Origin of the sequence: Bacteroides luhongzhouii, from assembly GCF_009193295.2 — a bacterium.
GTDB lineage: Bacteria > Bacteroidota > Bacteroidia > Bacteroidales > Bacteroidaceae > Bacteroides > Bacteroides luhongzhouii.
Window position 1 is genome coordinate 5,397,307 of sequence record NZ_CP059973.1, and the last position, 16,168, is coordinate 5,413,474.

Sequence of the window (16,168 nt, forward strand, 5' to 3'; positions counted from 1 at the left end):
GTGATTAATACTATGCGGCAGCATTGCTCTACTAATCGCTAATTCATTTATCACCCATTACAACACACAGCCCACTAATCATTAATCACTAACCACTAAAAAATGATATATCAAAAAGATTCATCCAAAGCAGAAGAGTTTATCCATCACGAAGAAATTCTGGATACACTGGAATACGCACATAACAATAAGGATAATCGTGTCTTGATTGAACAACTGATTGAAAAGGCAGCTTTGTGCAAGGGACTGACACACCGGGAAGCGGCTATTCTGCTGGAGTGTAACCAACCTGACCTGATAGAACGTATCTTTCATCTCGCCAAAGAAATCAAACAGAAGTTTTACGGTAACCGCATCGTCATGTTCGCACCGCTTTATTTATCTAATTATTGCGTAAACGGTTGTGTATATTGTCCGTATCATGCCAAGAACAAGACTATTGCACGCAAGAAACTGACACAGGAGGAAATCCGCCGGGAGGTAATTGCTTTACAGGATATGGGACATAAGCGACTGGCTCTTGAAGCCGGTGAGCATCCGTCACTGAACCCGATAGAATATATTCTGGAATCTATTCAGACAATTTATAATATCAAGCATAAAAACGGAGCTATCCGCCGGGTAAACGTAAATATCGCAGCCACGACGGTAGAAAATTATCGTCGGCTGAAAGAAGCGGGTATCGGCACGTATATCTTATTCCAGGAGACTTATCACAAAGACAACTACGAAGTTCTCCATCCTACCGGTCCCAAAAGCAATTACGCCTATCACACCGAAGCGATGGACCGTGCGATGGAAGGAGGAATCGATGATGTAGGCATTGGCGTCCTTTTCGGTTTGAATACTTATCGGTATGATTTTATCGGATTATTAATGCATGCCGAACATTTGGAAGCCAAATTCGGTGTAGGCCCACATACAATCAGTGTGCCGCGCATCTGTTCGGCAGATGACATCAATGCGGGAGATTTCCCGAACGCTATTTCGGATGAGATATTCAGCAAGATTGTAGCTGTTATCCGAATTGCCGTTCCTTATACAGGAATGATTATTTCTACACGTGAATCGCAAGAATCACGCAAAAAAGTGCTCGAATTGGGTATCTCACAAATCAGTGGCGGTTCGCGTACCAGTGTAGGCGGATATGCTGAAACGGAATTACCCGATCATAATTCCGCCCAATTTGATGTGAGCGATACCCGGACATTGGACGAGGTGGTCAACTGGTTGCTCGAACTCGGATATATCCCCAGTTTCTGTACAGCCTGTTACCGGGAAGGACGAACAGGTGACCGTTTCATGTCATTAGTGAAATCCGGTCAGATAGCAAATTGTTGCGGACCAAATGCCCTGATGACTCTGAAAGAGTATCTGGAAGATTATGCTTCAGAAGATACCCGTCGGAAAGGATTAGAACTGATTCTAAAAGAAACAGAACGAATCCCCAATCCTAAAATCAGGGAAATAGCTATCCGGAATCTCAAAGCTATAGCCGCAGGACAAAGAGACTTTAGATTTTGAATAATACGCCGATGTGCTAATATACCAATGCGCCAATTAGCTGCGCATGAATTAACAAGTTGAAAAATTATCAATTATGAGCCTAACAGATACTCCAAACGCCAACAAACTTCATATCACCCTTTTCGGTAGACGGAATAGCGGTAAATCTTCTCTTATCAATGCATTGACAGGACAGGACACTGCACTTGTTTCGAATACTCCTGGAACGACTACCGACCTTGTGTCCAAAGCAATGGAGATTCAAAGTATTGGCCCGTGTCTGTTTATAGATACTCCAGGATTTGATGACGAAGGAGAGCTTGGAGAGCTGCGTATCAGCCGGACTTTAAAGGCTATTGAGAAAACGGATATTGCATTGTTACTATATGAAGACACTACCTTTTCTCATGAAAAAGAGATACTGGCACTATTGAAAGAGAAGAATATCCCTGTCATTCCAGTATTGAATAAAATAGATATACGAGAAAACTGTGATAGCTTAGCTACGTATATTGAGAAAGAATGTAAAATACGCCCGCTACTTATCAGTGCCAAAGAACAAACAGGAATTGAACAGATCCGGCAAGCCATTCTCGAAAAGCTACCTTCGGATTTCGGCCAACAGAGTATCACCAGGGAACTTGTTACAGAAAACGATCTTGTACTTCTGGTTATGCCGCAGGATATTCAGGCTCCCAAAGGCAGACTAATTTTACCACAAGTACAGACCATCCGTGAATTGTTAGATAAAAAATGCCTCGTAGTGACTTGTACTACTGACAAATTTCCGGTGACCCTGCAAGCTCTTGCCCGTCCTCCTAAATTAATCATCACCGATTCGCAGGTCTTCAAAACGATTTATGAACAAAAGCCTAAGGAAAGTGAACTAACCTCTTTCTCTGTGCTTTTCGCAGGATATAAAGGTGATATTCATTATTATGTAGAAAGTGCAGCCGCCATTGAAAGACTAACGGAATCGTCGCGTGTACTGATAGCGGAAGCTTGTACACACGCTCCCCTTTCAGAAGATATAGGAAGAGTGCAACTTCCCCGTTTGTTACGGAAACGAATTGGAGAAAAACTACAAATTGATATTGTAGCAGGAACCGACTTTCCGCAAGATCTGACTCCTTATTCGCTGATTATCCATTGCGGAGCATGTATGTTTAACCGTAAATACGTACTTAGTCGCATTGAACGTGCGCGGGAGCAGCACATTCCTATGACGAATTATGGAGTAGCGATTGCTTTTCTCAATGGAATATTAGATCAGATAAAATATTAAAAAAGAAGTCGTCTCTTTTTTATTTTGAAATGCCCCCAAAAAGTCTTTTATCTAACTTTTGGGGGCACTTCATTTTTATATTGAGACGACCTCTTTATATTATAAAGTTCTAATATTTCTGCTTATTTCTTCACAACAGCAATCAGCTCCTCTGATGAAACAAGATTCTGTTCTCCTGTCTCCATATTCTTCAACATTGCTTTGCCTTCGTTCATTTCATTCTCGCCGACAATAGCTACAAACGGAATATTCTTCGCATTGGCATAACTCATCTGTTTCTTCATCTTGGCAGCATCCGGGAAAATTTCGGCACGGATACCGGCAGCACGCACTTTAGCCAAAATTCCCATAGAGAATGCAGCTTCCTTTTCACCGAAGTTGATAAACAAAAGTTCTGTTCCGTTTACAGCTTCTTTCGGATAAAGTTCGAGCTGGTTCAATACATCAAAGATACGGTCTGCACCAAAAGAGATACCCACTCCGGACACACCTGCCATACCGAAAACTCCGGTCAGGTTATCATAACGGCCACCACCAGTGATACTGCCAATCTGTACATCCAGTGCTTTCACTTCAAAGATAGCTCCTGTATAATAATTCAGTCCGCGAGCCAATGTAAGGTCAAGTTCGATTTCATTCTTCAAGCCCATTGTTTCCAGTGTATTCAGAATAAATTCACTCTCTTCCACTCCCTTCAGCCCTACTTCACTGGCTGATAACACATTCTTCAGTGTTGCCAATTTCTCCGCATTCGTACCACTAAGAAGAATGATCGGCTGCAACTTGGCAATAGCCTCATCACTGATTCCCTTCTCTTTCAGTTCGGCATTTACATTATCCAGACCGATTTTATCCAGTTTGTCAATTGCTACGGTAATATCTACAATCTTATCCGATTCGCCTATAATTTCAGCGATACCGGAAAGAATCTTGCGGTTGTTAATCTTAATACATACACGAATATTGAAACGACTAAAAACGGTATCGACAATCTGCATCAATTCCACTTCGTTCAATAACGAATCGCTTCCTACAACATCGGCATCACATTGATAAAATTCGCGATAACGTCCTTTCTGCGGGCGGTCGGCACGCCATACCGGTTGAATCTGATAGCGTTTGAACGGGAAAGTGATCTCATCACGATGCATCACTACATAACGGGCAAAAGGCACTGTCAAGTCGTAACGCAAACCTTTCTCACAGAATTTGCTTGCCAGTTTGGCAGCATTACGGCTTAACAATTCTTCGTCAGTAATCCCGGAAAAATAATCTCCTGAATTCTGAATCTTAAAGAGTAGTTTATCTCCTTCATCACCGTATTTTCCCATCAATGTAGAAAGCATCTCCATAGACGGAGTCTCTATCTGCTGGAAACCATACAGATGGTATACGTCACGAATCGTATTGAATATATAATTACGCTTCGCCATTTCTACCGGCGAAAAGTCACGAGTTCCTTTAGGAATACTTGGTTTTGCTGCCATAATATTACTGTTTATAATTTTAATTGCGCAAATTTACTGCAAATTTCCGAGCAATGCTTACATATATTTGAAAAAATCACCTGTATTGTGTCCATCCCCTATCAATATCATAAAGAAATACTCAAGCGAGTCCCTCAAACAATACAAAAAATCCTCCATAGTCTTCGGAAAGACTGCGGAGGATCCTTTTATATTCTATAGAGAGAAGTTAATAAACGCACTTTTCTCCCTTTTCATTTCTTAGTCTCTTCTACCCATGAAGATCATGATGTAGTATACCAATGTTGCCAATGAGCCCAATGCAGCAACTACATATGTATAAGCTGCAGAACGAAGAGCATCTTCAGCCTGTGCATGATTGTACGAATTAGTAATGCCGGATGAACTCAACCATACCAACGCACGTTTACTTGCATTAATTTCCACCGGCAGCGTGATAAAGCTGAACAGTGTAGTCATGGCAAACAGGATAATACCTGCCAGCAATAACTGCGGGAAAGAGTTTATCAACAAGATGCCACCCAACAATACCCATGTCATAATGGAAGAGGCAAAGTTCACAACCGGAACCAGCGCACTACGCATTTTCAGCGGAGCATACATGCGTGCGTGCTGCACAGCGTGTCCACATTCATGAGCTGCTACGGCAGCTGCCATTATACTATTACTTTCATACACCCCTTCACTCAAATTCACCGTTTTGTTAGTAGGATTGTAGTGGTCGGTCAACCGTCCCGGCGTATGTGTAACCTGTACGTCATAAATTCCATTGTCATGCAACATTTTTAAAGCAACGTCGCGTCCTGTCATTCCATTTCCTGTAGGAATCTTAGAGTACTTCTTGAATTTGTTTTGCAAATTCATCTGTACCAACCAACTTACAACAGCGATTCCTATAAATAATACCCAATAAGACATCATATACTTTTCAATTTTAATTATTACTCTATATCTTTATAAACAAATTGTTTGCCAAAAATAAGGGGAAACGTTCAATGTCAGAATAGTTTCCCCTTGCTTTTATGAAGAATTAGCTAAAAATTAGTCAATTGTCAGTTCTACCACATAGTCAATATCTTTCGGAACCTCGGCGAATTCGAGCAAAACACCGGCTTTCGTCTTTGTGAAACGAACCGGAGACTGGTCTTTAAACAAGACTGCCTTCTTGACCTTCTTGTCCGTCAACGGCAGGAACAAAGCCACATCTTTCAGGTCGAGAATATGCACATAGAGCTTATTTCCTTTTTGTGTCGTCACTCCCCAATCGTGCGGAGCAACTGCACCGCTTCGTGTTCCATAAATCGTTTCACCATATTGTTTCATCCACTCTCCCATCTCTGCCAAGCGTTGTACAGCTACCGCAGGAAGTTCCCCATCAGGTTGAGGGCCGATATTCATCAAAAGATTGGCATTTTTACCGGCTGCCTTCACCAGATAATGAATTAATGTCTTTGTCGATTTATAATTCTGGTCGGTAATCTTATATCCCCACATACCATTCATTGTTTCACAAGTCTCTAAAGGCAGACGACTCACCTCCTGTCCGGAAAGCCCCGAAGCATTTTCACCAGGCAGATCGCGTTCGAAAATCTGAATATCTTCCCCATCAAAAGGCGTTTGATGATGATTATTGCCCACCAGGCAACCCGGTTGGAGTTTGTGAATCAAAGCATACTGTTCCGATAATTCCCAGTTAAAAGTTTTGGGCTGATCCCACCATCCGTCAAACCAGATGGCACCTATCGAACCGTAATTCGTCAACAACTCTGTCAACTGGTTATTCATGAATTGATAATAACTTTTCCAATCTCCTTTTGAGTTCGAGCGACCTGTGCCCTGCCCTGTACGTCCCCAAGGATAGTCTTCGCGCGCCCAGTCAAGATGTGAATAATAAAAATGGAGCTTGATGCCCTGCTTGGCACAGGCTGCTGACAGTTCTTTCACAATATCTCTTTTAAAAGGAGTAGCTTTGACTACGTTATAATCCGAATACTTGGTATCAAACATAGAAAAGCCTTCATGATGACGGGTAGTGAAACAGATATATTTCGCTCCTGAAGCTTTGATAGCTGCCACCCATTTGTCCGCATCAAACTTGGAAGGATAAAATCCGCCTGCCAGTTTGGCATACTCTTTATAATTCAGATTATTGTTTGTCATAGTCCACTCACCGGTAGCGAGCATAGCGTATAGCCCCCAATGAAGAAAAATACCAAACTTATTGTCCTGAAATTCCTGCCGTGCTTTCAGATTCTCTTCGGTAGGCTGATAGGAAGATTGCGCAAATACTCCCAAGTTCATTACGAACAACAAAAGGAAAGTTATAAAACGTGTTTTCATAAGGCATACATTATTTTTGTGTGTTTAGGATAGACTATACAAAGGATTGAACAAGAAAGGCGGAGTTTTTCTTCAATCTCCGCCTTTCCTCCATATAATAAATCAATTGTTATTCTTCAGTATAACGTTCGATGGTCTGTGCTCTGTCCGGTCCTACAGATACAATCTTGATTTCTACACCAAGCTGTTCTTCCAGGAAAGTCAGGTAAGCATTGAATTCTTCCGGGAATTCATCTTCGCTCTGCATCTTGGTCATATCTGTCTGCCAGCCCGGAAGCTCTGCATATACAGGTTCTACGCCTTCTGTGATGTCATACGGGAAGTAGTCGATTTCTTCACCGTTCACTTTGTAAGCAACGCACGCTTTGATTGTTTCGAAAGTATCGAGTACATCGCTCTTCATCATAATCAATTTGGTAACCCCGTTTATCATCACGGAATACTTCAACGCTACCAGGTCGATCCATCCGCAACGACGTTTACGTCCGGTTACAGAACCGAATTCATGTCCTAACGTACACATCTTGTCGCCTGTTTCATCAAACAATTCTGATGGGAACGGACCTGCTCCGACACGAGTACAGTATGCCTTGAAGATACCATATACTTCACCGATACGGTTAGGTGCCACTCCAAGTCCGGTGCAGGCTCCCGCACATACGGTATTGGAAGAAGTCACAAACGGATATGAACCGAAATCAATATCAAGCATAGTACCCTGCGCTCCTTCACAAAGCACGCTCTTACCATCCTTCAACAGGTTATTCACTTCATGTTCGCTATCTACGAAATGGAATTGTTTCAGGTATTCGATACCTTCCAACCATGCTTTTTCCAGTTCAGTAAGATCGTATTCATAATTCAAGCTCTTCAGAATTTGTTCGTGACGAGCTTTCGCAGCGGCATACTTCTGGTCGAAGTTATGAAGAATATCACCTACACGAACACCGTTACGACTCACTTTATCCGTATAAGTAGGACCGATACCCTTACCGGTAGTTCCCACTTTAGCATCTCCTTTGGCTGCTTCATAGGCAGCATCCAGGATGCGATGTGTCGGAAGAATTAGATGAGCTTTCTTTGAAATGTGCAAACGTTCTTTCAGCGGATGGCCTGATGCTTCAAGTGCTTCTGCCTCTGCCTTAAACAATGCCGGATCAAGTACGACACCGTTACCAATGATGTTTACCTTGTTTCCTTGAAAAATACCGGAAGGAATCGAGCGAAGTACATATTTCTGTCCTTCAAACTCAAGCGTGTGACCGGCATTCGGGCCGCCCTGAAAACGAGCAACCACATCATACTTAGGTGTTAAAACGTCGACTACTTTTCCTTTACCTTCGTCGCCCCATTGTAATCCTAATAGAACATCTACTTTCATTTTTCTTTTTTATTGTTGTTATTTACTTTTTTCCGTTTGTTAGCTCTGTCGCACTTACTACATACTCCATATATATATAAGGAGTAATGCGAAAGCTGGAAGCGGCTCAATTTCGTATTTTCAATGGCTTGCTGCAGTTCCTCGTTCTGAAACTCGGTCACTTTACCACATTGAGTACATATCTGATGATGATGTGTCTCGCGATTATATGATTTTTCGTATTGGGAAGAAGTACCGAACTGATGCTTAATGACCAGTCGTGCATTGATAAGAAGAATAATGGTGTTGTAGAGAGTCGCCCGGCTCACCCGGAAATTCTCCTGGTCCATCATCCGTGAATAAAGCATGTCAATATCGAAATGACCGTCAATAGAATAAATAGTATCAAGTATGGCGTAGCGTTCAGGAGTCTTACGATGCCCGTTCGCCGTGAGATATTCCGTGAATATCTGCCTTACTGTATCTTTCACGTTTTGAGTTTCCATCATCAGCCAAAATTAGCGCGAACAAAGTTAAGCCTTTTTTGCGGAAAGCAAAAGAAATTCTTAGAAATAAGTGACAGGTAAATAAGTAATAGGTAATAAGTAGCAAGTAATAAGTAGATAGACATAGGTAATAGGCAATGCTTATGCAGATTATACATATTTATGCAATTACGGCATTACTTATTACCTGTTACTTGTTTATTCTTCCGTCTCTTCTTTCACCATATTGTAGAGCATTTGCTCTCCTTCCGAGGTAGAATCAGCCATACCTTCCACCAGGCGGCATACTTGAAAAGCATGTTCTTCGCTATGCTGCATATATTTGCGGATAACCAGCAAAGCAGCGTTACGAATATGATAGCTGTCGGAATGTACTGCACAAATCGCCTGGTCGAGCAATTCGCCGGAGGCGCGTTCGGTCATATCCCCTTTCTTCATCAGAAGACGGGCGGCAGTCAGGAAACCACAAGTCTGCACGTACTCCTGTTCGTCGGCAATCCAGTGAAAAGATTTAGCCGGAGCATACGGTAAATGTTGGAAGAGATTCATGCAGGTCAGTTCGGCTATTTCGATATTCCGGATGTTTTCCACCCAAATATCGGCTATCTCGGGATAAAACGTTTCAATCGGCTGAAGTATTCCCGCCAGAATCTTACACTCACGAATTTCCTCTTTCCATAAAGCCTGCGCCAGGTCATGATTCTTTTCATAACCTTCGGCAATCATCTTGATACGAGGCAGTTCCACTCCGAAATTGAGTTTATAAACCAGCCCTTTCTCGCGCATACTTTGGGACACAGCCCCGTTCATAGAGAGACGGAGCTGTGTCTTGATATCTTTCAATTGTTCTTTAATATCCATTTCAGATCAGTTGTTTATGGAAGGCAGCGGAGAATAATCAGTGCTGTAACGCAACATTTGTTCCACATAGCCTTCATCATAGGAAACTGTGACATCCGTAACGTTTCCGTTTTCATCTGTCACCAGTTCATATTTCGGATTCACAAAACCTTTATAAGGAGCCAGATTCAACTTCTTATAACGTTCAAGGACTTCTGCATGTAAAGCCGGATCTACTTTTACGGCATAGTTTTCTACCAATGAACGGGCACCTTCAAAGTCGCCTGTCGATTTGATCCGCTGAATTTCAGCCAACAATTCGCCGAAAAGTTCGCGTACCTTCTGATAGTCATTGATAACCACATAAGTCTTTCCGTCTTTCTTCGCCAATTCCACCACTTTATCAGCAGCCCCTTTCTCAAATACCCAACGGGCTATCAACTGGCGGTTGCGCATGTGAGCTTCTTCCACAGTATTTCCCGGTTCGATACGTACCAACTGCGTCATCAGACCATTCATCAGATAAGTATAGTATTGAGCTTTATAAGCATCGGGAGAAGAGAGAAGTCCCAATTCCACCAGCTTGGGATCAGCCACATAATACAATCCGAACAAATCGGCACGCGCCTCTTCGATGGTAGAGCCGTATGCTTTCAAAGCATCAGGATCTACCCCCGGCAGTAACTTACCGGAACCGTGTCCCAAACATTCGTGCAAGTCCGTATGCAGTTCATCCGTTAAATCAGAATAGGCATCGATCAGTTGTATTTCCGCATCGCTATAAACAAATTCTTCGTTGAATCCGTTTCCGTGAGCGGCTTTATTATAAGCATCTGTTATATTTCCGATTGTCACCGATTTAGAACCGTGGTGAGCACGAATCCAGTTAGCATTCGGCAGATTGATACCGATAGCTGTTGCCGGATAAAGGTCACCGGCAAGGATAGCGGCAGTAATCACTTTTGCCGATACTCCTTTTACCTTTTCTTTCTTGAAAGATTTATCTACCGGAGAATGATCTTCAAACCACTGCGCATTGCTGCTGATAATCTCCGTGCGGTGTGTTGACTCCACGTCCTTGAAGTTCACCAAAGATTCCCAGCTCGCTTTCATCCCCAACGGATCACCATAACTTTCAGTAAATCCATTCACAAAATCGATTCGTGAATCCAGATCTTTCACCCAGAGAATGGCATATTCATCAAAATCCTTCAGATTGCCAGTTTCATAGAATTGAATCAGCTTGGTAATAACGGCCTTTTGTGCCTCATTCTCTGCTACGCCTTCCGCTTTTTTCAGCCAGTAAACAATCTTCTCTATTGCCTGTGTATAGAGTCCGCCTACTTTCCAGACTTTCTCCTCCAACTTTCCGTTTTCTTTGACCAACCGACTGTTCAGTCCATAAGAAACCGGTGTTTCGTCTTTCGGATCTTTCATGGCACTATAAAAACTTTCCGCCTCTTTTTGCGTCACTCCGTCATAATAGTTACAAGCAGAAGTCAAAACAAGATCTTCGCCATCTGCCTGGTTTACCCGTTTTGGCATGATTGCCGGATCGAAAATCACCGGAAACAGTTCGGCACAAAGTTGTTCGGCAGTCTGCCCTTTCGCTAGCGGCAGCAACTTGGCATCTATACCGAGTACAGCCTGTTTCAAGAACTCCTGCGAGAAGTCGGGCACAAATTTCTCCGTACCATAGTGGTGATGGATACCATTGGAGAACCATACCCTTTTCAGGTACACCTCCATATTTTTAAAATCAGGCGTTGTTTTATCTCCCTGATAGTTTGTATATACTGCTTCGAGCATCCGACGGATTCTCAAATTATATTTTCCATTCTGGTCAAACAGAATATCCCTTCCCTCCAGAGCAGCCTCTGTCAGGTAATAAATCAGTTCTTTCTGTTTCAGCGTCAGTTCCTCAAATCCGGGAACTTTATAACGCAATATCTGTAAATCAGCAAATTGTTCCACTGTATAATCAAATTTGTCTGCTTCAGCAGTTGTTGTTTTACTTCCTCCGCACGATGTAAAAAGCGTAGCGGCCACTGTCATTAAAATCAGATGTTTTTTCATAATGCTAGCATTGATTAATTAAAATGAGAAAAGGAATTATCTCCAAAATCTTTCATTTAGAGGTAATTCCTTTTGGTCAGTTTTCGGAACGCGCAATTATTTCTTATTTTCGAGATGTTTTTTGCGATATCCATTAGGAGTCTCACCCACGTTTTTGTAAAATGCAGCATAAAAAGATTGACGATTTGCAAAGCCAACCATGGCACTAATTTCTTCCACATTTTTGTCGGCATAACGTTTGTCAGTCAATAAATGCAAAGCATCTTTTACTCTGTATTCATTCAACAGGCAAGAATAGTTCATGCCAAAGCGTGAGTTTACTACTGCAGAAAGGTAACGAGTATTCGTCTTCAATTCTTTCGCCAAGTCCTTAGCTGAATAATCAGGATCCTTGTACTTCTTCTGTACAACGATGATATTCAAGATCTTGTCATACAACTCGTCTGCCAATTCCGGTCTAATCAAAGACCTGTATGCAGCCTTTTTTTCTTTCTTTTCCCTCAAATTGTAGGGACGTTTTTTCGGAGTTTCTTCCGTTTTTTTGTTCTCTAAATCACTCATTGAATTAACTGGTTAGGGTTTGTTCATTTGTTAATAATTGCTCATTTGCAACATAACATGTTACAAATGTCTTACTTTTTTTTTAAACACACAATTATTTTGTGCATTATTTTTCTAAATAAACAATCAAAAACCTTGAAAAAGAAGGAATGGGTCCGAATAATAAGAAACTTTAACCTATTTATAATTCATATCAGAAACAGAAATCTACACATGATGGAAAAATGCCAAAGAAAAATGTACCTTTGCAGCATGGATAAATCAGCATCAATGAGAGAGACTCTAAAGACATATTTCGGGTACGATAGTTTCCGTCCTCTGCAAGAAGAAATCATCCACCACATCCTGAATAAACAGGATGCATTGGTATTAATGCCTACTGGTGGAGGAAAATCGATCTGCTACCAACTTCCCGCACTGCTTTGCGAAGGTACCGCCGTTGTCGTTTCTCCACTGATTTCGTTGATGAAAGACCAGGTGGAAACATTGCTGGCAAACGGCATTGCTGCCGGAGCACTGAACAGCAGTAATGACGAAACCGAAAATGCGAACCTGCGCCGTGCCTGCATTGAAGGGCGGCTGAAGCTGCTTTACATTTCACCGGAAAAACTTTTAGCAGAAAAGGACTATTTGTTGCGGGATATGAACATCTCTCTGTTTGCTATTGATGAAGCTCATTGTATTTCGCAATGGGGACATGATTTCCGTCCGGAATACACACAAATGGGGGTACTCCATCAACAATTTCCGCAAATACCGATTGTCGCACTAACTGCCACCGCGGATAAAATCACGCGTCAAGACATCATACGGCAATTGCACCTCAACCATCCCCGTGTCTTCATCTCCTCGTTCGACCGTCCCAACATCAGTCTGACTGTAAAACGTGGTTTCCAAGCGAAGGAGAAAAACAAGGCCATCTTAGAATTTATCCACCGTCACAGAGGAGAAAGTGGGATTATTTACTGCATGAGCCGGAGTAAAACGGAAACCGTCGCACAGATGTTACAGAAGCAGGGTATTCGTTGCGGTGTTTATCATGCCGGATTATCCACTCAACACCGGGACGAAACACAGAATGATTTTATTAACGACCGCATACAGGTGGTATGTGCCACCATTGCTTTTGGAATGGGGATTGATAAATCAAATGTCCGCTGGGTGATACATTATAATCTGCCTAAAAGCATAGAAAGCTTTTACCAGGAAATAGGACGTGCCGGCCGTGATGGACTTCCCAGCAATACCATCCTGTTTTATTCATTAGGAGACTTAATATTACTAACTAAATTCGCTTCGGAAAGTAATCAGCAAAACATCAACCTGGAAAAGCTTCAACGTATGCAGCAATACGCAGAGGCCGACATTTGCCGACGCAGAATCTTATTAAGCTACTTCGGAGAAACAACAACAGAGGATTGCGGCAACTGCGATGTTTGTAAAAATCCTCCTCAGCGATTTGACGGCACAGTCATCGTGCAAAAAGCATTAAGTGCCATCGCACGTACGGAACAGCAAATCAGCACAGGAGTGTTGATTGATATTCTTCGTGGAAACTACTCAGCGGAAGTAACCGGGAAAGGGTATCAGGAACTTAAAACGTTCGGTGCCGGACGCGACATTCCTCCTCGTGACTGGCAAGACTATCTGCTTCAAATGCTGCAACTCGGCTACTTCGAAATAGCTTATAATGAGAATAATCATCTCAAGATAACGTCAAGCGGAAGCAATGTTCTTTTCGGAAGGACACAAGCGGCATTGGTAGTTATCCAACATGAGGAAGCCGTTATCCGAAAAGGAAAAAAGAAAAAAGTGGTTATCGCCAAAGAACTCCCCTTCGGCGCGGCAGGCGGCGAAAGCCAAGACTTGTTTGAAGCATTGCGAGGATTAAGAAAACAGCTTGCCGATCAGGAAGCTTTGCCCGCCTATATCGTCTTGTCAGACAAAGTGTTGCATCTGCTTTGCATCTCACGTCCCACCACTATCGAAGAGTTTGGAGAAATCAGCGGTATCGGAGAACACAAGAAAAAGAAATATGGAAAGGATTTCGTAAATCTGATTAGACAGTTCGTAGAATAAAAGAAATTCTTTAATAGTATATATTAACGAGTCACCTGACTAATTATTATTCGTTCCACCAGGGTTATCTTTTCGTTCCACAGCTGTTTCCCTTTAGTTCCACATAGGTAGAACTAAAGGGAAACAGCTGTGGAACGAACTAATGCCTATAACAAAAGGTTCTAACTTATGTAAACTGGAAAGATATAGTTGCCTTATTGATCACTTCACTTGCATTGCCGCAATTGCTCGTGCAAATCAGCCGGAGGCACTCCCAATGAAATAGCTTTCTCAAAGTCAGCTTTTGCCAATCCTTTTTTCTTCTGTGCCAGGTAGATATTGCCACGCAACAGATAAGCATCAGCCGAGGCAGCATCCAACCGGATGGCTTCCTCCAAATCAACCAATGCCAAATCTTCATGTTTCATCTCACGTTCCACATCAGCACGGGCAATATAGAGTGTCGCATCTTCAGGAGTGGCCGCAAGCATCTTATTCAATATATCAAGAGCTTCCCGGAATTTTCCTTCTTTCTGTTCCAAAGTAGCCAATCCCAGCCGTCCGCTATAACTCTGCGGATCAAGTTCCAACAAACGATTATAATCTATTCTCGCAGCCGGATAATCGCGGCGGAGCACATAAATATAAGCACGCATCAACAGAGCTTCTTTGTTCTGCTTGTCCTCGTCCAACACCTGGCAATAATCCGTATAAGCACGGTCTGTTTTTCCCATTTCCATATAAATGGCGGCACGGTCAAGCAAAATAGGGACTGCCAAAGGAGCAAAGTTCAGTGCAAAAGAATAAGATTCCAATGCTTTATCAAACTCACCCAAACGGCGCTGAACTAACCCTAAGTTAGAAAAGAGCAATGCATTCTTAGCGTTCTTCGGTTCCAACTTCAAAGCCTGAAGCAAAAGTTCCTCTGCCTGAGGAAGACTGTCTTGCTCGATACACTCAATGGCTCTCTCAGACAATTGCTGATAGGTTTGCGCAAAGGCAACAGCCGGAAAACAAAAAAGCAAAGCTATAATTATTCTTACCATGGTTCAGGTCTTTTTATAGTTAATGAATTAATCCAATGGATATGCGTCAAAAGCAAACAGTTCGGTCGACAAATAACGCTCTCCCGTATCAGGTAACAATGCTACTATTTTTTTGTTCTTAAATTCCGGACGTTGTGACAGTTGACGGGCGGCATACACAGCTGCTCCCGAAGAAATACCGACCAACAAACCTTCTGTTGCCGCTAACTCACGCCCCGCACGAATCGCTTCATCATCAGGCACACCTATTACTTCATTCACCACCGAAGCATCATAAAGCTTCGGGATAAAATTCGCTCCAATACCTTGAATACGATGTGAAGCCGCCTCGCCCCCTGCCAACACTGGAGACGACGCCGGTTCCACAGCGACAATATAAATATCCGGATTATGTTTCTTTAAAGCACGGGCTACTCCGCAGACCGTTCCCCCGGTACCGACTCCGGCTACAAAAACAGCCACTTCACCGTCCGTATCCCGCCAAATTTCTTCACCTGTTGTCCGTTCATGAACAGCAGCATTGGCCGGATTTTCAAATTGTTGCAAAATCACCGAACCGGGGATACTATCACGCAACTCCTGCGCTTTGGCAATGGAAGCTGCCATTCCTCCCAGTCCATCTGTCAATACAATCTGCGCACCCAGCGCTTTCAACAGATTCCGCCGTTCCAAGCTCATCGTTTCGGGCATGGTCAATATCAGGTGATACCCTTTAATAGTAGCCACCATTGCCAACCCTACACCTGTGTTTCCACTTGTCGGCTCAATAATCGTTGCACCGGGTTTCAATGCTCCACGAGCTTCCGCATCTTCAATCATCGAAAGAGCTACTCTGTCTTTTACACTTCCCGCCGGATTAAAAGCCTCCAGTTTGGCAATAATATTTTGTTCCAGACCATACTTTCCACTATAACCGGAAAGTTCCATCAAAGGGGTATTCCCCACTAAATCTGTTAGTTTCTTTGCAATCTTTGCCATCTTATTACTTCATTTTTGTCACAGACACGACAAAGATATGGAAAAAAAGGTATGTTTTATATCACATCATGAGAAAGATAAGGAAAAGTATAGTAACTTTGTATCCGTTCAATCTTTTTAAGTTT

The 16,168-nt window shown here is 42.6% G+C and carries 13 protein-coding genes; 3 read left to right on the plus strand and 10 right to left on the minus strand.

All coding sequences use genetic code 11. The annotated features are described in order from the left end of the window. Positions 1-102: 102 nt before the first annotated feature. Complete coding sequence (gene hydG, locus GD631_RS20635; RefSeq protein WP_185911527.1) at positions 103-1,524, plus strand: [FeFe] hydrogenase H-cluster radical SAM maturase HydG; 1,422 nt, start codon at positions 103-105, stop codon at positions 1,522-1,524. 76 nt (positions 1,525-1,600) lie between these two features. After that, positions 1,601-2,791: a [FeFe] hydrogenase H-cluster maturation GTPase HydF gene (gene hydF / locus GD631_RS20640; RefSeq protein WP_143259323.1), complete on the plus strand. Its 1,191-nt coding sequence runs from the start codon at positions 1,601-1,603 to the stop codon at positions 2,789-2,791. Between the two features lie 122 nt (positions 2,792-2,913). On the opposite strand, the gene hisS is transcribed toward hydF, so the two are convergent. The 8 genes from hisS to GD631_RS20680 form a co-directional block, all read right to left on the minus strand. Beyond that, entirely contained in the window at positions 2,914-4,278 is a 1,365-nt protein-coding gene (gene hisS, locus GD631_RS20645; RefSeq protein WP_143259322.1) for a histidine--tRNA ligase, read from the minus strand. Between the two features lie 240 nt (positions 4,279-4,518). Next, on the minus strand, positions 4,519-5,199 hold the full coding sequence (locus GD631_RS20650) for a zinc metallopeptidase (RefSeq protein WP_004301089.1): 681 nt from the start codon (positions 5,197-5,199) through the stop codon (positions 4,519-4,521). Positions 5,200-5,319: 120 nt separating this feature from the next. Continuing rightward, positions 5,320-6,618, minus strand: a complete 1,299-nt coding sequence (locus GD631_RS20655; RefSeq protein WP_143259321.1) for an alpha-L-fucosidase — start codon at positions 6,616-6,618, stop codon at positions 5,320-5,322. 109 nt (positions 6,619-6,727) lie between these two features. Then, on the minus strand, positions 6,728-7,999 hold the full coding sequence (locus GD631_RS20660; RefSeq protein ID WP_004301093.1) for an adenylosuccinate synthase: 1,272 nt from the start codon (positions 7,997-7,999) through the stop codon (positions 6,728-6,730). After that, a complete protein-coding gene (locus tag GD631_RS20665; RefSeq protein WP_008025868.1) occupies positions 7,996-8,484 on the minus strand; it encodes a Fur family transcriptional regulator in 489 nt (162 codons plus the stop codon). Before GD631_RS20665 ends, GD631_RS20660 begins: the two co-directional genes overlap by 4 nt. A 198-nt stretch (positions 8,485-8,682) precedes the next feature. Beyond that, positions 8,683-9,345 (minus strand): DNA alkylation repair protein, encoded by a 663-nt coding sequence (locus tag GD631_RS20670; RefSeq protein ID WP_143259320.1) that lies wholly within the window; start codon positions 9,343-9,345, stop codon positions 8,683-8,685. Positions 9,346-9,351: 6 nt separating this feature from the next. After that, positions 9,352-11,400, minus strand: a complete 2,049-nt coding sequence (locus GD631_RS20675; RefSeq protein WP_185911528.1) for a dipeptidyl-peptidase 3 family protein — start codon at positions 11,398-11,400, stop codon at positions 9,352-9,354. Between the two features lie 96 nt (positions 11,401-11,496). Beyond that, positions 11,497-11,961 (minus strand): helix-turn-helix domain-containing protein, encoded by a 465-nt coding sequence (locus GD631_RS20680; protein ID WP_004301101.1) that lies wholly within the window; start codon positions 11,959-11,961, stop codon positions 11,497-11,499. Positions 11,962-12,231: 270 nt separating this feature from the next. Between GD631_RS20680 and recQ the strand changes: the two genes are divergently transcribed. Further along, complete coding sequence (gene recQ, locus GD631_RS20685; protein WP_185911529.1) at positions 12,232-14,040, plus strand: DNA helicase RecQ; 1,809 nt, start codon at positions 12,232-12,234, stop codon at positions 14,038-14,040. Positions 14,041-14,246: 206 nt separating this feature from the next. On the opposite strand, the gene GD631_RS20690 is transcribed toward recQ, so the two are convergent. Continuing rightward, positions 14,247-15,065 (minus strand): tetratricopeptide repeat protein, encoded by an 819-nt coding sequence (locus GD631_RS20690; protein ID WP_143259318.1) that lies wholly within the window; start codon positions 15,063-15,065, stop codon positions 14,247-14,249. Between the two features lie 27 nt (positions 15,066-15,092). Then, on the minus strand, positions 15,093-16,043 hold the full coding sequence (cysK, locus tag GD631_RS20695; protein WP_143259317.1) for a cysteine synthase A: 951 nt from the start codon (positions 16,041-16,043) through the stop codon (positions 15,093-15,095). Positions 16,044-16,168: the final 125 nt, after the last annotated feature.